This window comes from Streptomyces sp. MA5143a (assembly GCF_900290235.1).
Classification (GTDB): domain Bacteria; phylum Actinomycetota; class Actinomycetes; order Streptomycetales; family Streptomycetaceae; genus Streptomyces.
The window spans coordinates 57,919-76,017 of the sequence record NZ_OLMK01000037.1 but is presented as its reverse complement, the minus strand read 5'-3'; the positions used below and the strand labels follow the sequence as shown (position 1 = coordinate 76,017).

General features: G+C 71.9%; 14 protein-coding genes. 2 read left to right on the top strand and 12 right to left on the bottom strand.

The window, feature by feature from the left end; genetic code table 11:
- Positions 1–24: 24 nt before the first annotated feature.
- Positions 25–192 carry a hypothetical protein gene (locus tag SMA5143A_RS43055; RefSeq protein WP_099964502.1) on the bottom strand — a complete coding sequence of 56 codons (168 nt, stop codon included), beginning with the start codon at positions 190–192 and terminating at the stop codon, positions 25–27.
- A 123-nt stretch (positions 193–315) separates the two neighbouring features.
- Complete coding sequence (locus SMA5143A_RS43050) at positions 316–486, bottom strand: hypothetical protein (protein WP_181361922.1); 171 nt, start codon at positions 484–486, stop codon at positions 316–318.
- A 98-nt stretch (positions 487–584) separates the two neighbouring features.
- Between SMA5143A_RS43050 and SMA5143A_RS18810 the strand changes: the two genes are divergently transcribed.
- Entirely contained in the window at positions 585–1,724 is a 1,140-nt protein-coding gene (locus tag SMA5143A_RS18810; protein WP_107464071.1) for a M48 family metallopeptidase, read from the top strand.
- A gap of 74 nt (positions 1,725–1,798) precedes the next feature.
- Here the strand turns inward: SMA5143A_RS18810 and SMA5143A_RS18805 are convergent, their stop codons facing one another.
- The 5 genes from SMA5143A_RS18805 to proB all read right to left on the bottom strand — a co-directional run bounded on the left by SMA5143A_RS18805 (position 1,799) and on the right by proB (position 6,829).
- The gene (locus SMA5143A_RS18805; protein ID WP_107464070.1) at positions 1,799–2,869 is read right to left on the bottom strand and encodes an SCO2583 family membrane protein; all 1,071 of its coding nucleotides are present in this window, start codon (positions 2,867–2,869) and stop codon (positions 1,799–1,801) included.
- A 101-nt stretch (positions 2,870–2,970) separates the two neighbouring features.
- On the bottom strand, positions 2,971–3,543 hold the full coding sequence (locus SMA5143A_RS18800; RefSeq protein WP_107464069.1) for an SCO2584 family spore wall biosynthesis protein: 573 nt from the start codon (positions 3,541–3,543) through the stop codon (positions 2,971–2,973).
- Positions 3,544–3,701: 158 nt separating this feature from the next.
- Positions 3,702–4,988, bottom strand: coding sequence for a glutamate-5-semialdehyde dehydrogenase (locus SMA5143A_RS18795; protein WP_055716059.1), 1,287 nt, complete (start codon positions 4,986–4,988; stop codon positions 3,702–3,704).
- 88 nt (positions 4,989–5,076) lie between these two features.
- On the bottom strand, positions 5,077–5,541 hold the full coding sequence (locus SMA5143A_RS18790; RefSeq protein WP_107464068.1) for a hypothetical protein: 465 nt from the start codon (positions 5,539–5,541) through the stop codon (positions 5,077–5,079).
- 160 nt (positions 5,542–5,701) lie between these two features.
- Entirely contained in the window at positions 5,702–6,829 is a 1,128-nt protein-coding gene (gene proB / locus SMA5143A_RS18785) for a glutamate 5-kinase (RefSeq protein ID WP_181361920.1), read from the bottom strand.
- Positions 6,830–7,197: 368 nt separating this feature from the next.
- On the opposite strand from proB, the gene SMA5143A_RS18780 reads away from it, so the two are divergent.
- Positions 7,198–9,279, top strand: a complete 2,082-nt coding sequence (locus tag SMA5143A_RS18780) for a hypothetical protein (protein WP_107464066.1) — start codon at positions 7,198–7,200, stop codon at positions 9,277–9,279.
- Positions 9,280–9,750: 471 nt separating this feature from the next.
- Here the strand turns inward: SMA5143A_RS18780 and obgE are convergent, their stop codons facing one another.
- From obgE to SMA5143A_RS18755, 5 genes are all read right to left on the bottom strand, one after another.
- Entirely contained in the window at positions 9,751–11,187 is a 1,437-nt protein-coding gene (gene obgE / locus SMA5143A_RS18775; protein ID WP_107464065.1) for a GTPase ObgE, read from the bottom strand.
- Positions 11,188–11,327: 140 nt separating this feature from the next.
- Positions 11,328–11,582 (bottom strand): 50S ribosomal protein L27, encoded by a 255-nt coding sequence (gene rpmA, locus SMA5143A_RS18770; RefSeq protein ID WP_055515300.1) that lies wholly within the window; start codon positions 11,580–11,582, stop codon positions 11,328–11,330.
- A gap of 14 nt (positions 11,583–11,596) precedes the next feature.
- Complete coding sequence (gene rplU / locus SMA5143A_RS18765; protein WP_003990208.1) at positions 11,597–11,917, bottom strand: 50S ribosomal protein L21; 321 nt, start codon at positions 11,915–11,917, stop codon at positions 11,597–11,599.
- A gap of 203 nt (positions 11,918–12,120) precedes the next feature.
- On the bottom strand, positions 12,121–13,467 hold the full coding sequence (locus SMA5143A_RS18760) for a phospholipase D-like domain-containing protein (protein ID WP_107464064.1): 1,347 nt from the start codon (positions 13,465–13,467) through the stop codon (positions 12,121–12,123).
- A 303-nt stretch (positions 13,468–13,770) separates the two neighbouring features.
- Positions 13,771–17,997, bottom strand: coding sequence for an Rne/Rng family ribonuclease (locus SMA5143A_RS18755; RefSeq protein ID WP_107464063.1), 4,227 nt, complete (start codon positions 17,995–17,997; stop codon positions 13,771–13,773).
- Positions 17,998–18,099 lie beyond the last annotated feature (102 nt).

Below are 18,099 nucleotides of genomic sequence, written 5' to 3'. Positions count from 1 at the left end.
TGTTCGAATGACCTTTTGCGCGGATCAGCGGTCCCGGTTGAAGCGCGTGGTGATCCACAGCAGCAGGAGCAGGGCGAAGAGGGCTCCGCCGCCGGTCAGGTAGGGGCTGAGGCTCTCGTGGTTGCCGCCGTGCTCCCCGCCGCCCTCGGCGGCGAAAGTGACCAAGTCGGCAGCGGTGCTGTGGAAGCTCATCGTCGGCAGGACCTATCCGTGTGGGATCGGGATAAAGACTCGGCCCATCGTAAGCGGGGGCCGCGTCGGCGATCACGCCGACTCCGCCCCGGGATGAACGGACGGGGCTCCGTCTCCGTACCGTCAGTCGTCCCGCTTGTATCCGCGCAGGAGGAACCAGGCCATCAGGACCGACCCCAGGACCATCACGATCAGCACCACACGCAGCAGGTTTCCCGCGCCCTGCTCCTTGGCGGCGGCGTCCGCGGCCTCGGTGAACCAGGAGGCCGTCGTGACGTGGGGGAGATGCTCCATGAGATCGCTCCTTACGGTTGATGCCCTGCCACGGTAACTCCGCCTAGGCTGGTCTCCGCTTCGGGGGCAATATGGGCAATCAAACGCATGGGGGAAACATGCCGGACGACAGCCACGAGCAGAACGGGCACGAGAACGTGCCGAGCAGGCAGCGCAGGCGCTTCGAGGGAATCTCCTCGCGGGCGTACGAACACCCCGCGGACCGCTCGGCGCTGGTGGCGCTGCGCAAGCTCAGCGGCTTCGACACGGTGTTCAAGGCACTCAGTGGTCTGCTGCCCGAGCGCAGCCTCAGGCTGCTGTTCCTGTCCGACTCCGTACGGGTCTCGGACCAGCAGTTCACCCACCTCAACGACATGCTGCGGGACGCCTGTTACATCCTGGACCTGGAGAAGGTCCCGCCGATGTACGTCAACCAGGACCCGCAGCCGAACGCGATGTGCATCGGCCTGGACGAGCCGATCATCGTCGTGACGACCGGGCTCGTCGAGCTGCTCGACGAGGAGGAGATGCGGGCCGTCATCGGCCACGAGGTGGGCCACGCCCTCTCCGGCCACTCGGTGTACCGCACGATCCTGCTGTTCCTGACGAGCCTCGCGCTGAAGGTCGCCTGGATCCCGCTGGGCAACCTCGCGATCATGGCGATCGTGACCGCGCTGCGGGAGTGGTTCCGCAAGTCGGAGCTGTCCGCCGACCGCGCCGGGCTGCTGGTCGGCCAGGACCTGAAGGCCTCGATGCGCGGTCTGATGAAGATCGCGGGCGGCAACCACCTGCACGAGATGAACGTCGACGCGTTCCTCGCGCAGGCCGAGGAGTACGAGGCCGGGGGCGACCTGCGCGACTCCGTGCTGAAGATCCTCAATGTGCTGCCCCGCTCGCACCCCTTCACCACCGTGCGCGCGGCCGAGCTGAAGAAGTGGGCGGAGTCCCGCGACTTCCAGCGGATCATGGACGGCCACTACCCGCGGCGCAGCGAGGACAAGGACACCAAGGTGACCGACTCCTTCCGTGAGTCGGCGGAGCACTACACGAACCATGTGAAGAGCTCCAAGGACCCGCTGATGAAGCTGGTCACGGACATCGCGGGCGGCGCGGGCGACCTCGGCGGCCGGGTGCGGCGCGGCTTCAGCGGCTTCGCGGGCGGCGGCCCGGCGTCCGGCGGCACGGCGTCGGAGGGCACCGCGTCGGGCGGCGGTACGACCACGGACACCGCCGAGGACAGGCGCCCGGACGACGAGTGACGCGGCGGACACCGCCGGTGCGCCGAGAGCGCCCGGCCCGGAGGTTCCCCTCCGGGCCGGGCGCTTCGTCGTGGTCACACCTTCGGCTGGGCGCTCTGGGCCAGGGCGCCGCACAGGGCGGTGGTGCCGCCGGTGGCGTACGGGTCGGTGCCGGCCGGGCCGCCGGCCTTGTCCTGCTGGCCGGCGAGCAGCGGCCGCAGATGGTTCGTGGCGTCGTCGGCGCAGGCCAGCGGTCCGGCCTGGACGTAGGAGACGACGACCTCGGCCTGGCGGGTGCGCAGGTCGTCCTGGTCGAAGCGGAAGTGCAGCTCGCGCCGCACGGTGAACAGGGACGCCTCGGCCCCCGCCTTGGGGTTCGCCGGGCGCAGCGCGTACACGAAGGTGTGCGCGGCGACGACCTCCAGGGTGCCCGAGTCGAACTCCGCCGCCTGGAGGGTGCCCTGGACGCGGATCCTGGTATCGGCGAGCTGGGCTCGGGAGGGGTCGAAGCGGACCAGCCAGCCGGTGGGCGCGTGGCGTCCGTCGGCGGTGGGGCGGTCGAAGCTCTGGTCGAACTGGTCGAGCTGGTCGGAGTCGAGCAGCCGTCGTACCGGCTCGACGGTGGTGCCGGCGAGGACCTGCGGGTCGAGCGCGGAGGCGACCAGGTACTCCTTGGCGACGATCAGGGAGGTGACGACCTGGCTGTCGGAGAAGTGCTCGGTGCGGCGGGTGGCCGGCATCGTGATGCCGTCGGCGCCGGTGCGGAAGTGGGCGGCGGGACTGTTCTCGTACAGCCTTTCGGGGTCGTCGGCGCCCGGGACCCGCGCCTGGGGGGCCAGCGGGATCACCGTCATCCGCAGCGGCTCGGTGGGACTCGTGGCCCGGGGTTGGTACGGATGGCGGACGCCCATGTAGATGGCGGTGCCGAAGGCGACGGCGATCAGCAGGACGAGGACCAGTGCCTGCCGGGAGAAGCCGCGGCGCGCGGGCGGGCGGCGACGGACGGCGGGGGCGTGGTCGGTGAGGCGTTCCTGGGCGGAGAACTCCTGGAGACGGGCAGCGCGAATGAACGATTCGTCGAACACGACGGATCGGTATTCGTCCTCGCCTCCACCGCCGGGGGTGCCCTCGGGTGTCCCCTCGGGTGGGTCTCCGGGCCCGCCCATACCTTCAGGGTAGGTCTGGCGGAGCTCCGATAAACGCCGAGGTGCGCGACAACTTCTGACAGGTTCTCACCAGGTTTTCGAACGTCTCGTCGAACCAGCTGTCAGCGTTGGCGCGGGCTCGCCGAGGCCGCCGGCTGGGAGTAGTCCGCGGAGGCCGAGGGACGGGCCGAGGCACCCTGTTCGACTCCGGTGGTGGCGGGGGGCGGGACCTCGTCGCCACGGCTGGAGGAGGCGCCCCGGTAGACGGCGGTGAAGGCCAGCGCGACCATGCCGATGCCCATGACCAGGGCGAGGAGCCAGGCGACGGGGCGGTGCCAGCGGGTCTGCTTGCCGTAGGGCCCGTCGGAGCCGAAGCGGCCCTCCAGGATCTCGGGGTCGTCGAGATCATCGAGGTCGTGACCGAAGTCCGGGCCGTCGGCGAAGCCGTCGTCGTAGTCGTCGCCGCGGGGGCCTCTGGAGTGGGCCCTGCGGGCCTCGGCCTCCTGGGCCGCGGCACGGGCCTCCGCGGCGGCGAGCAGCCGCTCGACCGCGGTCGGCTCATGGACCACGGCCGCCCGTACGAAGTCCTCGTCGAAGACCACGGAGGCGAACTCTTCGTCCATACCTCCGCGGTCGCGGTCGTCGTCGGGCTCCCAGCCGTCAGGGAACGGCGTGCCCCCCACGTCCTCCGGCACGGATCCAGAGTAGACCGGGGTGGTCAATTTGGGCAGACGGTAAGGAAATTCATCCGTTCTGCTCAGCGGGTCGCCGGTCGTTCCCCGGGAACGGGCCGGCGCCCCACGAGGCGCGTACGCCCCGCCGGGCACCGTACGCGCCGGGTGTCGACCGGATGTCAGCGGCGTACGTGCCCGTCGCCCGTGACGATGTACTTGGTGCTGGTCATCTCGGGCAGGCCCATCGGGCCGCGGGCGTGCAGCTTCTGGGTGGAGATGCCGATCTCCGCGCCGAAGCCGAACTGGCCGCCGTCGGTGAAGCGGGTGGAGGCGTTGACGGCGACGGTCGTGGAGTCCACCAACTGGGTGAAGCGGCGGGCGGCCTGCTGGGAGGTCGTCACGATCGCCTCGGTGTGTCCGGAGCTCCACAGCCGGATGTGCTCCACGGCCCGGTCCAGCGAGTCGACGACTGCGGCGGCGATGTCGTACGAGAGGTACTCGGTCTCCCAGTCCTCCGTGGTGGCCTCGACGACCGTGGCGCGGGTCTCCTTGGCGTACGCGAGGACGCGCTCGTCGCCGTGGACGGTGACGCCGGCGTCGGCGAGGGCGTCGAGGGCGCGGGGCAGGAACTCGGGCGCGATGTCCTGGTGGACCAGGAGGGTCTCGGCGGCGTTGCAGACGCTGACCCGCTGGGCCTTGGAGTTGATCAGGATCTCGATCGCCGTGTCGAGGTCGGCGTTGGCGTCGACGTAGACGTGGCAGTTGCCGGTGCCGGTCTCGATCACCGGGACGGTGGACTCCTCGACGACCGTGCGGATCAGGGAGGCGCCGCCGCGCGGGATGAGCACGTCGACCAGGCCGCGGGCGCGCATCAGCTCGCGCACGGAGTCGCGGCTCTCGCCGGGGACGAGCTGGATGGCGTCGGCGGGCAGCCCGGCGCCGCCGACGGCGTCGCGCAGGACGCGGACGAGGGCGGTGTTGGACTCGTAGGCGGAGGACGAGCCGCGCAGCAGGACCGCGTTGCCCGACTTCAGGCAGAGGGCGGCGGCGTCGACGGTGACGTTCGGGCGGGCCTCGTAGATGATGCCGACGACGCCGAGCGGGACGCGGACCTGGCGCAGGTCGATGCCGTTCGGCAGGGTCGAGCCGCGGACGACCTCGCCGACCGGGTCGGGCAGCGCGGCGACGTCGCGCACATCGGCGGCGATCGCGCGGATCCGCTCGGGGGTGAGTGTCAGCCGGTCGATGACCGACTCGCTGGTGCCGGCCTCGCGGGCGCGCTCGATGTCCTTGGCGTTGGCCTCGACGATCTCACTCGTACGGACTTCCAGCGCGTCGGCGATGGCGAGCAGCGCGTCGTCCTTGTCGGCGCGCGGGAGCGGCGCGAGGTCGGCGGCGGCGGCCTTGGCGCGATAGGCGGCCCGGGTGACCGGGGACATGGAGTCGTACGGCGAGAGCGTGGTCATAAGGGAAGGGTAGTGCGCCGCGGGAGAGGGCCCCAGTCGCTGTCCCACAAGCCGAGACGCCCCCGGACGCAACCCCTCGCGGCGCGTCCTAGTAAGGGTGGACGCCCACGCGGGCCGCCGGTGGGGGGCCGTAGCCCTCGGCGATGCGCAGGTGGTAGGTCTGACGGTCGATGACCTCCAGGCCGACGATCTCCCAGGGCGGCAGTCCGGCCGTGCGGCGGTGCTCGCCCCACAGGCGCAGGGCGACGGCGGCCGCGTCATGGAGGTCGCGGGCCTCCTCCCAGTAGCGGATCTCGGCGTGGTCGTTGGCGTAGCGGCTGGTCAGCAGGAAGGGGTGGTCGTGGGCGAGCTGTTCCAGGCCGCGCCGCACCTCCTTCAGCGGGGCCTCGGGCCCGGAGACGCTCAGCGTGACGTGCCACAGCCGGGGCAGGTCCTGCGGCTCCTCGGCGCCGCCCTCGTACGCGTCCGAGGAGCCGACGCTGGTGAGCGTCCGCTCCTCGCCTGCCGCACGGGAGGTACCACCACCACGGGACGCCGTGGCCCCGGGGCGCACTCGTCTCACGACGGCCTCCTTCGCAAGGATGCGGGCTTCGCATGGGGTGGTGCGGAATGCCCCTGGGACAAAGTTGAGCAGGCTCAAGGGCTCCGTGGGGCGGTTTTACGGAACGCGCACCGGCGCGGGCCGTGCCGCGGCACCCTCGCGGGGCGGCTGGTCAGGGATGCAGGAGCACCAGGTCGTCCCTGTGTACGACCTCTCGTTCGTACGCGGGACCCAGCTCGCGCGCCAGTTCCCGGGTCGAGCGGCCGATCAGCTGGGGGATCTCCTTGGCGTCGAAGTTGACCAGCCCGCGGGCCACGGCCCGGCCCGCTCCGTCGCGCAGTTCGACCGGGTCCCCGGCGCTGAAGTCGCCGTCGACGGCCGCGATGCCGGCCGGCAGCAGGGACTTGCGGCGCTCGACGACCGCGCGCACGGCGCCGTCGTCCAGGGTGAGCGCGCCCTGCGGGGTGGACGCGTGCTGGAGCCACAGCAGCCGGTCGGCGGAGCGTTTGCCTGTGGGATGGAAGTAGGTGCCGGTGTCACGGCCGGCGAGGGCGTCCGCGGCGTGGACGGCGCTGGTCAGGACGACGGGGATGCCCGCCCCTGTGGCGATCGCGGCCGCCTCGACCTTGGTGACCATGCCGCCGGTGCCGACGCCTGCCTTGCCCGCGCTGCCGATCTCCACGTGCGCGAGGTCCTCGGGGCCCCGTACCTCCGCTATCCGCGAGGTGCCCGGACGGCTGGGGTCGCCGTCGTACACGCCGTCGACGTCCGAGAGCAGGACCAGCAGGTCGGCGCGGACGAGGTGGGCGACGAGGGCGGCGAGACGGTCGTTGTCACCGAAGCGGATCTCGTCCGTGGCAACCGTGTCGTTCTCGTTGACCACGGGCAGCGCGCCCATCGCGAGGAGCTTGTCCAGGGTGCGGGAGGCGTTGCGGTGGTGGGAGCGGCGGCTCATGTCGTCGGAGGTGAGAAGCACCTGGCCGACGCGGATGCCGTAGCGGGCGCAGGAAGCCGTGTAGCGGGCCACCAGGAGCCCCTGGCCGACGCTGGCGGCGGCCTGCTGCCGGGCGAGGTCCTTGGGGCGGCGGCGCAGACCCAGCGGCGCGAGCCCTGCGGCGATGGCACCGGACGAGACGAGGACGATCTCCCGCTCTCCCCCGCTGCGCCCCTTGGCGAGGACGTCCACGAGGGCGTCCACCCGGTCCGCGTCGAGACCCCCGGAGGCCGTCGTCAGTGACGAGGAGCCCACCTTGACGACGATCCGGTGGGCTTGCGCCACTCCCTGCCTTGCCGCTGACACCTGTATCCCCAATGTTCCGAACCAGCCCGGTGTGTGCAGTGCGCAATCTACGGGAGCCGCCCGGCCGGACGCGTCCTCATTTCGAGGGGCGGACGGCACGCGTCCACCCGGTCCGGCGGCCAGCCTCCGCGGGGCGGAACGTGAGAAACACCTCGCGGTTCAGGGCGATATGACCGATTACTGGTGACTGATCTCACGGGAGATTGCTCCTCGACCGCCCTAGGTCATACGGTCAGGATCGGTCTTCCTCATCTCGTGCGGCATTCCTGGGTCGGAAGGCGCCCGGGGGGTGCGCGCACCGTGGCGGGCCACTCCCACTACTCTCATTCCCCCTTCCGTCCGTCGCACCCTCCGCAGGAGCCCCGCCCGTGCCCTCCGCAGGCCTCGTACCCCGCCGCATCGTGCAGCTGTCAGCGCTGTTCGCGATGTTCGCGCTCTTCACGGTCCAGATCGTCTCCGCGCTGCTGCCGAACATTCCCCTGTTCGTCGCCGCCGGCGCGGCGGGCCTCGTCCTGGACACGTATCTGCAGTACCGGGACCCCGGACTCCTCGCGCTGCTGGGCAAGGTCCGCTTCGACGCGCTGGTGCGCCAGCTGCTGCGCGACATGCTGATCCTGGTGGGCCTGCTGCGCATCGACGGCATCGACCCGCTGCGCGAGCAGGCACCGCTGCTGGTCGGTCTGTGCCTCTTCTACGCGGTGCACTTCGCCTGCCAGGGCGTCTCCGTGCTGGTCCGCCGCACCCGGACGCTGCCGATCGTCACGCGCAACATCGACGCCTCCGCGCTGCGCCTGACCGCCGCCCCGCCGCGGATCCTGGCCCGCCGCCAGGCCCACCGGCTGCTGACCTTCTCGCTGCCGATCACCGCCGGTCTGCTGACCACGGCGGCCACGAAGGACGCCACCTGGGGCGGTCTCGGCCTCGGCTTCGGCCTCACCCTCCTCGTCGGGGGCACCGCCCACCTGGCGACCTGGCTGCTGCCCAAGAAGCGGGCGAAGAGCGAGCAGCAGGTCATGGAGTGGCTGGACGCGTGGCTGGAGCGCTACCAGCCGACCGTCGCCATGTACTTCTCCGGCGGCACGACCTCGGCGTACCAGGCGAACATGTGGCTCTCCACGCTGTCCCAGCTGGACAAGCCGCTGATCGTGCTGCGTGAGCGCTTCATGGTCCAGAAGATCGACGCCACCGACGTCCCGATCATCTGCTTCCCGAAGGTCGCGACGATGTTCTCCCTGGAGAACTCGACCCTGAAGATGATGCTGCACCCGGCGAACGCCGCGAAGACCTCCCAGGTCCTGCGCATCCCCACCATCAAGCACGCCTTCATCAACCACGGCGAGAGCGACAAGCTGTCCTCCTGCAACCCGTACGCGAAGGCGTACGACGAGGTGTGGGTCGCCGGTCCCGCCGCGCGCGAGCGGTACGCGCTGGCCGAGGTCGGTGTCGAGGACAAGGACATCGTGGAGGTGGGCCGCCCGCAGCTGGCCCCGATCCGCCCGTACGCGGGCCCGCCGACCGGCACGTACACGACCGTCCTGTACGCCCCCACCTGGGAGGGCTGGGACGGCAACCCCGGCAACACCTCGGTGGTCCTGGCCGGTGAGAACATCGTCCGCGCGCTGCTCGCCGACGACAAGGTACGGCTGCTGTACAAGCCGCACCCGATGACCGGCTCGGTCGACCCGCGCGCGGGCGCCGCGAACGAGCGCATCAAGGCGATGATCCGCGAGGCCAACACCAAGCGCTCGGGGGCCCGGCCGGGTGCCGACGCCGCCGAGGAGCTGGCGCGCCGCACGGCCGAGCTGGACAGGCTGACGTCGACGTCGTTCCGGCCCAGCGCGGACGAGATGGAGCGGATGCTGCTCCAGGGCACGCCGAGCGGTGACCGTGAGGCGGCCATCGCCGAGGCCACGCTGGCCTGGGAGAAGGCGTACTGGGCGTCGTTCCCCGAGTGGGAGCACCTCGTCATCACCGAGGCCCGGCCGGCGATCTTCGCCTGCTTCAACGCGTCCGACCTGCTCATCAGCGATGTCTCGTCGGTGGTGTCGGACTGGCTGTCCAGCGAGAAGCCGTACGCCGTGGGCAACACCTCCGGGCTGCCGGAGGCGGCGTTCCGCACGGCGTTCCCGACCGTGTCGGCGGGTGTCGTGATCACGCCGGACGCACGTGAGGTGCCGGGGCTGCTGGACGCGGTGCGCAACCCGGAGAAGGACCACTTCACCAAGGCCCGCGCCGACCTGAAGGAGCAGCTGCTCGGTCCGTCGGACCCGCCGTCCATCGTCCGGTTCGGCGCGGCCGTCCGGACACTCTGCGCCAAGGCCGACGACCGCCGGGTCCGTATGGAGTCCCGCCTCGCCAACGAGATCCCCTCTCCCCGTGAGTCCCGGGACGAGGTGACGGTCGAGGGAGAGGCGAGCGAGGCGGCCGAGGACGCGGAGGCGCTCCGCTAGGTTCAGCCGAACAGGTCCAGCCGAAGGGCCCCGGTGGCGTTGTGCCGCCGGGGCCCTTTGCTGTTGCCGAGGGTGGGGTGGGTTCGGGTTCGGGTGCGAGTGGGGTGCGGGTGCACCCACTGGCTCGGGGGGATGCGTTGCGGGGCGGCTGCGGGTGCGTTGTGGTTTGTCGCGCAGTTCCCCGCGCCCCTGGTGGGGGCTGGCCCCGGCTGCGTAGGGGTGCCGTAGGCAGACCTCCGGCCACCCGCCCGCACGTCGCCACAGCAGTTCCGCCGCCGCAGCCGCGCACGACCCTCACGCCGCCGCAGCGCCCTCGCTCAGCCGCGCACGCCCCTCACGCCGCCGCAGCGCCCTCGCTCGCCCTGCTCGCACGAGGGTGCCTTGCCCGTGCCGGGGTGGCTGCGGCTGGTCGGCGGTGCCGGGGGTGCCCCGAGGGCACAGGACCCGCTCCCCGGGGCACCACCTGCCCCTTTAGAAGGGCTCGAAGTCGTCGTACGCCTGGTCGAGTTCGTCGCGTTCGGCCTGGCGGTCGCGGCGGCGCTGTACGGCGGGGCGGGGCTCCTCGAAGCGGTGGTCCTCGCCTCGGCGGCCGAGCATCTCCGCGCCGGCCGTGACGGACGGCTCCCAGTCGAAGACGACCGCGTTGTCCTCGGGGCCGATGGCGACGCCGTCGCCGGAGCGGGCGCCCGCCTTCATCAGCTCGTCCTCGACGCCGAGGCGGTTCAGACGGTCGGCGAGGTAGCCCACCGCCTCGTCGTTGTTGAAGTCGGTCTGCCGTACCCAGCGCTCCGGCTTCTCGCCCCGCACCCGGAAGAGACCGTCCTCCTCGCGCGTGACGGTGAAGCCCGCGTCGTCGACCGCCTTCGGGCGGATGACGATCCGGGTCGCCTCCTCCTTCGGCTTGGCGGCCCGCGCCTTGCCGACGAGGTCCGCGAGGGCGAAGGACAGCTCCTTCAGCCCCATGTGGGCCACCGCGGACACCTCGAAGACCCGGTAGCCGCGTGCCTCCAGGTCCGGCCGCACCATCTCGGCGAGGTCCTTGCCGTCGGGCACGTCGATCTTGTTGAGGACCACGATGCGCGGCCGGTTGTCGAGCCCGCCGTACTCCTTCAGCTCCTCCTCGATGATGTCGAGGTCGGAGACGGGGTCGCGGTCGGACTCCAGCGTCGCCGTGTCCAGGACATGGACGAGGACGCTGCAGCGCTCCACGTGCCGGAGGAACTCCAGGCCGAGGCCCTTGCCCTGGCTGGCGCCGGGGATCAGCCCCGGCACGTCGGCGATCGTGTAGACCGTCGAGCCGGCCGTCACCACGCCCAGGTTGGGGACGAGGGTCGTGAAGGGATAGTCCGCGATCTTCGGCTTGGCGGCGCTCAGCACCGAGATCAGCGAGGACTTGCCCGCGCTCGGGTAACCGACCAGCGCCACATCGGCGACGGTCTTCAGCTCCAGGACGATGTCCCGCAGGTCTCCCGGCTCACCGAGCAGCGCGAAACCGGGCGCCTTGCGGCGGGCGGAGGCGAGGGCCGCGTTGCCGAGGCCGCCCCGGCCACCCTGCGCGGCGACGAAGGAGGTGCCGTGGCCGACGAGGTCGGCGAGGACGTTCCCCTGCTTGTCGAGGACCACCGTGCCGTCCGGTACCACCAGGACGAGGTCCTGGCCGTCCTTGCCGGAGCGGTTGCCGCCCTCGCCCGGCTTGCCGTTGGTGGCCTTGCGGTGCGGGGAGTGGTGGTACTCGAGCAGCGTGGTGACGGACTGGTCCACGGTCAGGATCACATCGCCGCCGCGGCCGCCGTTGCCCCCGTCGGGGCCGCCCAGCGGCTTGAACTTCTCACGGTGGACGGAGGCACAGCCGTGGCCTCCGTTACCCGCGGCGACATGCAGCTCGACGCGGTCCACGAAGGTGGTCATGGTGGGTGCCTCCAGTTACGCGCAATGCGTGGTGTACGGAATTGTCTTAGCTGTAACACGTCAAAGGCGGACCCGCTTCCCGTACGGGAAGTGAGGTCCGCCTCGACGAAATCGCTCTACGGAAGCCCTGGTCGGAAGACTCAGGCGACCGGAACGATGTTCACGACCTTGCGGCCACGGCTGGTGCCGAACTGCACCGCACCGGCGTTCAGCGCGAACAGCGTGTCGTCGCCACCACGGCCGACACCCGCACCGGGGTGGAAGTGGGTGCCACGCTGGCGGACCAGGATCTCACCCGCGCTCACGACCTGACCGCCGAAGCGCTTCACGCCGAGCCGCTGGGCATTCGAGTCGCGACCGTTCCGGGTGGACGATGCGCCCTTCTTGTGTGCCATGTCTCCTCAGTCCCTTACTTCGCAGCCGTGGGGATCTCAGTGACCTTGATCGCCGTGTACTGCTGGCGGTGGCCCTGACGACGGCGGTAGCCGGTCTTGTTCTTGTAGCGCAGAATGTCGATCTTCTGGCCCTTGTGGTGGTCCACGACCTCGGCCTGGACCTTGATGCCGGCCAGCACCCACGGGTCGCTGGTCACAGCGTCGCCGTCGACAACGAGCAGGGTCGAGAGCTCGACCGTGTCGCCAACCTTGGCGGTGGAAATCTTGTCAACCTCAACGATGTCGCCGACAGCAACCTTGTGCTGGCGACCACCGCTGCGCACGATGGCGTACACGCGGATCTCACTCTCTCGCTCGGGAACGGCACCCCCGCAGTCCAGCCACCCGACATGCGTGCGGCCTCTCCCGAGGCGCCCGGCGCCCGGAAGGATGAGGTTTACGAGGATGTGACGTGCCTGCTTACGGACACGCCGACGGTCAAGGTTACGGGGCGACGCTCGAACGGGTCAAACCGAGCCCCGCACGGCGCCCGTGGGCCTCACCGGGTCGGCTTCTCGCCGTCCGCCGGCAGCGGCTTCACTCCCTTGCAGAGGTCCGTGGTGTCGGACTTGCCGGGGTACGCGACCTTGATCACCTGGTCGAAGTGGGACTTGTACCTGTCGTGCACGGCGTCGTCGTCGACCTTCACGATCGACTCGTCGTTCTCGCGCAGCGCGGGACCGGTGTAGTTCCCGGAGCCGGTGAAGCTGATCTTGTTGCGCACCCCGTCGTACGCGCCGTCCACCAGGATGTACTTGGAGTGGATGATGTACGGCGTGGTGAGCTTCTGCCCCGGGTTCAGCGGGTCCCGGTCGTCGTTGTAGCAGCGCACGGTCGGCCCGCCGGAGGTGTGCATCTTCTCCCAGGTGCCCGGTGTGCCTCCCGAGCTCTTGGCGCTGTCCGACTCGGCGTAGACGATGCTCACGTCGCAGCCGGCCTTCTTCAGCGCGACCAGCTTCTCGGCGATCGCCATCCGCGTGATCTTGAAGATCGCCACCCGTACCCAGGTCTTCCGCGTGACCCCTGCGGTGTCCTTGTAGGAGCACTGCACGTTGTTGAGCACCGAGTACACGCTGTCGGTGGCCCGTGTGCTCCCCGCCCGGGGGAAGAAGTACGCCTTGTACAGGCCGTTGCTGACGGTCCGGTACTCCCAGCCCGCCCAGTCCCGGCCCACCATCGTGTCGAAGTAGTCCGCGTAGGCGTCGTACATCGTCGGGTTGTTCGGCAGCAGCAGCGCGTCGTTGAAGAACTTGGTGTGCGCGGAGGGCGTCGAGTTCGAGGTCGTCTGCACGACGACGTTGGTGGCGCCCTCGACCGCCGAGAACAGCCAGAACTTGTTGTGCATGATCGACTGCCCGTACTTCGGGTCGCCGAGGCAGGACTTGTCGACGGGGCAGGTCGCTATGTACGAGCCCTTCGTGCGGTCGGTGCCGAGCGCGGCGACGAGGCTGCCGTACGCGGTGTTGGCGGGACGGTCGCTGACACTCGACTCGTCCAGCAGGACCTGGACGTTGACGCCCCGGTCCTTGGCGGCGACGAGCGCGTCGACGACGGGCGCCTCCCACACGTGGTAGACCGCGACCTTGATGGTGGAGCCGGGCAGCGCGGCCGCCGTCAGGTCGATCAGGCGCGTACGTATCGCGAGTTGCTCGCTCTCCTCGCCCAACGGGTCGTTGAAGACGGGCCCTTCGGTCCAGGTGGGGGCGGCCTGCGCGGTCCCGGCGGAGACCGCGGTCTGCACCCCGGCCGCCGACAGGACGGTGGCCAGCGCCAGCGCCTTGCGCGCGGCCCCGGCCGGCCCCCCAGGGCGGTGCCGCCTCGTGCTCATCAGGCGCACACGCGCCATGCGATCCCCTCCCCGTTCCCCGCTCACGGCCCCGGGTGCTCGCCCCCGCGGACGGACCGTGCGTCGAGGTAGTGCTTCCACGCTCTTGCTCGTACGACTACGTGAGTTTTGCAGGCGTCTGCGGGTGATCCAAGAGGCAGGGGGTGCTTACGCGCCAAAAGTGCCGCCCAAACCGCCCCAAACGTCGCCGCGTTGTGTGAGCTTTCTCGCCCTTGTCCGGGCAACGCGAAGGCCCCCGCCCGGCAGTTGATCCGCCGGACGGGGGCCTTCGTGGGGGGCGGGCCGTGGCCCGTCCCGTGGGGCTCAGCTCTCGTCGGTCGAAGCGGTGACCGTGTTCGACGCCTGCTCGGCGGCGACCGTGGTCTTCTTCGTGGCCGACTTCTTCGTCGCCGCCTTCTTGGCCGTGGCCTTCTTGGCGACCGTCTTCTTGGCCGCCGTCTTCTTCGTGGCGGCCTTCTTCGCCGTCGCCTTCTTGGCCGTCTTCCGCGCCGCCGCCTTCTTGGCGGGCACCTCGGACTCCTCCGCGACCGCGGCGGCGTCCTCGGCCGGGGCCTGCGCCGTCTCCTCCGCCGCGGCGGACGGCACGACCACGACCGCGGTCTCCTCCGACGCGGTGGGCGCCGTCGCCTTGCGCACGGCACGCCGCCTCGGGCGGGCCGGAGCCGCGCTCTCGACGGGGACCGCCTCGGGCTGCTCCGCCGCCGCTTCCACGACCGGCTCGGCCACGGCCTCGACGACCGGCTCCGCGACGGACTCGGCCACCGTCACCACGGCGTCGTCCGCGGCCGTCCCGGCGGGGGCACCCGCGGGCGCGGACACCTTCCGGGTCGCCCGCCGACGCGTACGGCCCTTGGGCGCGGTCTCCTCGGCGCTCACCGCGGCCGGCGTCTCGACGACCGGGTCCTCCACCGCGACCGGCTCGGCCTCGGCGGCCTCACGCGACTTGGGAGCCCGCTCCTCGGCGTCCTCGGACGGGGCGTCCGCCACGGTCTCCCGGCGCTTCGGCGCACCCGAGGGCGCGGAGGCCCGACGGGTCACCCGGCGCCGCGAACGACCGCGCGTGACCGCGGCCTCCGCCTCGGCGACGCTGCTGTACAGCTCCTCGTCCGGCTCGAACTCGGGCGAGGGCAGCGCCACGGGCTCGGCGACCTCGGCGGCCACCTCCGCGACCTCGGCCGGCTCCGCCGTCTCGGCGGCCTCCGGCTCGACGGCCTCGGGCGCGGCCACGTGCTCGTGGTCGTGCTCCGCGCCGCCACGCCCGCGCTTGCGGCGCTTGCCACCGCCACCGGCGGCCGTCGGCTGGTCCATGTGCACGATCACGCCGCGCCCGTTGCAGTGGACGCAGGTCTCGGAGAAGGACTCCAGCAGACCCTGCCCGACCCGCTTGCGGGTCATCTGGACCAGGCCCAGCGAGGTGACCTCGGCGACCTGGTGCTTCGTCCGGTCGCGGCCCAGGCACTCCAGCAGGCGCCGCAGCACGAGGTCCCGGTTGGACTCCAGCACCATGTCGATGAAGTCGATGACGACGATGCCGCCGAGGTCACGCAGCCGCAGCTGGCGCACGATCTCCTCGGCCGCCTCCAGGTTGTTCCTGGTGACCGTCTCCTCCAGGTTGCCGCCCTGGCCGGTGAACTTGCCGGTGTTGACGTCGATCACGACCATGGCCTCGGTCTTGTCGATCACCAGCGAACCACCGCTGGGCAGCCACACCTTGCGGTCCAGCGCCTTCATCAGCTGCTCGTCGATGCGGTACGTCGCGAAGACGTCGACCTCGGAGGTCCACTTCTGCAGCCGGTCCGCGAGGTCGGGCGCGACGTGGGAGACATATCCGTGGATGGTCTCCCAGGCGTCCTCACCGCTGACGATGACCTTGGAGAAGTCCTCGTTGAAGATGTCGCGCACGACGCGGACGGTCATGTCCGGCTCGCCGTACAGCAGCGTCGGGGCGTTGCCGCTCTTCGCCTTCTTCTGGATGTCCTCCCACTGCGCCTGCAACCGCTCGACGTCACGGCGCAGCTCGTCCTCGCTCGCGCCCTCGGCGGCGGTGCGCACGATGACGCCCGCGTCCTCGGGGACGATCTTCTTGAGGATGGTCTTCAGCCGGGCCCGCTCGGTGTCGGGCAGCTTGCGGCTGATACCGGTCATCGACCCCTCGGGGACGTACACCAGGTAGCGGCCGGGCAGCGAGACCTGGCTGGTCAGGCGGGCGCCCTTGTGTCCGATCGGGTCCTTGGTGACCTGGACGAGCACGGACTGTCCGGACTTCAGGGCGGACTCGATACGGCGCGGCCCGTTGGCCATGCCGAGTGCCTCGAAGTTGACCTCACCGGCGTACAGGACGGCGTTGCGGCCCTTGCCGATGTCGATGAAGGCGGCCTCCATCGACGGCAGCACGTTCTGGACCTTGCCGAGGTACACGTTGCCGACGTACGAGGTGGCCTGCTCCTTGTTGACGTAGTGCTCGACGAGCACGTTGTCCTCGAGGACGCCGATCTGGGTGCGCTCGCCGCTCTGGCGGACGACCATGACGCGCTCGACGGCCTCGCGGCGGGCGAGGAACTCGGCCTCGGTGATGATCGGGACGCGCCGGCGCCCCTGCTCACGGCCTTCCCGGCGGCGCTGCTTCTTCGCCTCCAGACGGGTCGAGCCCTTGATGGACTGCACCTCGTCCGACGGCTCGGTCTCCTTGGCGCGCCGCTCACGCGGCTCGCGGACCTTGACTACGGTGCGCTCGGGGTCGTCCGTCGCGGCGTCGGCCTCGCCGGAGGAGTCCCCGGCGCGCCGGCGGCGGCGACGACGGCGTCGGCTGCTGCTGGAGCCGGAGGTCTCGTCGCGCTCGTCGGAGTCGCCCTCGTCCTCGGCGTCCTCGTCGACCTGCTCGGCGGTGTCCTCGGCGTCCTGCGCGGCCTGCTCGGCGGCGAGCTCGTCGCCCTCGCCCTCGGCCGACTCGCCCCGGCGACGGCGACGGCCGCCACGGCGCCGGCGACGCCGCGACCCGGTGGCCTCCTCCTCGCCGAACTCGTCGTCGGCACCGTCCTCGGACGCCCCCTCGGGCTCCTCGGACTCGTCCGACTCCTCGGCCTCGTCGACCTCGATGGGCTCGGGGGTCTCGTCCGCCGTCACGGGCTCCGCCTCGGCCGACTCGCCGCGGCGGCGGCGCCGACGACGCGAGCCGCCGGTGGTCTCCTCCTGGGCGTACCCACCGGGCTCGACGGTCTCGTCGCTCTCGGCGACCTCCGCCTCGGCCTCGGCGGCGGCCTGTGCGGCGGCCCGCTCCGGCGTCTGGAACATCGGCTCGGTGAACACCGGGGCCTGGAACACGGCCACGGCGGGCCGGGCGGGCCGCGCGGGCGCGTCCTCGGCCGCGGACGCCGCCGGCTCGGAGAACCCGACGGCCGCCTTCCGGGCGACCCGGCGCCGGGCGCGCCGCGCCCCGCCGTCCTCACCCTCGGCGGACGCCTTCGCGGCCGGGGCGGAGGGCGCCTGGGCGGGCGCGGGCTCGGCGGCGGCCTGAGCGGTGGCGGTGGTCTCGGCGGTGGCGGTGGTCCCGGCCGACGGGGTGCCGGTGGAGGTCTCGCTCTCGGGGGCGCCCGTGGGGGCGGTCACCCGGCGCGTGGCACGACGGCGCGTCCGGCGCGGCGCGGCCTCCTCGGCCGCCGCGGCGTCCTGAGCGGGCTCGGCGGCGGCCTCGTCCGCGACGGCGGCAGGCGCGGCCTCCACGGGGGCCACGGTCTCCGGGGCCTGCGGGGTCTCGGCGGGCACCGTCACGGCCTCGGCCGCCTTCGGCTCCCCGGCGGGCGCGGAGGCGCGACGCGTGGCGCGTCGGCGCGTACGCCCGGCGGGCGCGGCCTCGGCGACCTCTGCGGGCTCGGCGGTCTTGCTGTCGGCTGCCCCTGCGGAGGCATCGGCGGCGGTCTCGGGCACGGCCACCTCGGTGCTTTCGGCGGCGACCACGGTCTCGGCGGCCTGGGGCGCGCCGACGGGGGCCGACGCACGGCGGGTGGCGCGGCGACGCGGACGGGCGGCGGGCGCGGCCTCCTCGGCGGGGGCGGACACCTCGGCGGCAGCGGGCGCCTCGGTGACGGCGGCGGCGCTCTCCTCGACCGTGGCCGGCACGACGGTCTCGGCGATCTCGGCGGCCTGGGCACCCGTGGGGGCGCCTGCGGGGGCGGAGGCACGGCGTGTGGCACGACGGCGCGTGCGCCCGGCGGGCGCGGCCTCGGCGACCTCTGCGGCCTTGTCGGCCTCACCGTCGGCGGTGACCTCGGCTTCGGAAGCCACCTTGGCCTCCGCGGTCTCCTCCACCTCGTCCGTCACAGCGGCCTCACCGGGCCCGCTGCTCGCGAGGTCCGCGGCCTCCGCCACCGACACGGTCGGCTCGACGGTCTCGGCGGACACCTCGTCCGCCGCGGACGGCGGTCCCGCCGGGCGGGACGCGGCACGGCGGCGACGGCGCGGCGGCAGAGTGTCGCTGGGCGTGTTGCGGTCGGAGCCCTGCGCGGGCTCCGCGTTCTCGATCTGTTCGGGCATGCGGGCGTTTCTCCCGTCAGGCTCCCGGGCGCCGCACCCGGGTCCGGCGTGGCCGGTGACGTCCGCGGCTCGCGTGGTACGCGTCTGCCGCCGTCCGGGGCG

What these genes read in the sequence shown, in the direction of transcription:
- obgE (WP_107464065.1), bottom strand. Translation starts at nt 11,187, where the DNA reads ATGACCACCTTCGTGGACCGCGTCGAGCTGCATGTCGCCGCGGGTAAC.
- SMA5143A_RS18805 (WP_107464070.1), bottom strand. Translation starts at nt 2,869, where the DNA reads ATGGGCGGGCCCGGAGACCCACCCGAGGGGACACCCGAGGGCACCCCC.
- SMA5143A_RS18760 (WP_107464064.1), bottom strand. Translation starts at nt 13,467, where the DNA reads ATGGCGCGTGTGCGCCTGATGAGCACGAGGCGGCACCGCCCTGGGGGG.
- SMA5143A_RS18755 (WP_107464063.1), bottom strand. Translation starts at nt 17,997, where the DNA reads ATGCCCGAACAGATCGAGAACGCGGAGCCCGCGCAGGGCTCCGACCGC.
- SMA5143A_RS43055 (WP_099964502.1), bottom strand. Translation starts at nt 192, where the DNA reads ATGAGCTTCCACAGCACCGCTGCCGACTTGGTCACTTTCGCCGCCGAG.
- SMA5143A_RS43050 (WP_181361922.1), bottom strand. Translation starts at nt 486, where the DNA reads ATGGAGCATCTCCCCCACGTCACGACGGCCTCCTGGTTCACCGAGGCC.
- SMA5143A_RS18810 (WP_107464071.1), top strand. Translation starts at nt 585, where the DNA reads ATGCCGGACGACAGCCACGAGCAGAACGGGCACGAGAACGTGCCGAGC.
- rpmA (WP_055515300.1), bottom strand. Translation starts at nt 11,582, where the DNA reads ATGGCACACAAGAAGGGCGCATCGTCCACCCGGAACGGTCGCGACTCG.
- SMA5143A_RS18795 (WP_055716059.1), bottom strand. Translation starts at nt 4,988, where the DNA reads ATGACCACGCTCTCGCCGTACGACTCCATGTCCCCGGTCACCCGGGCC.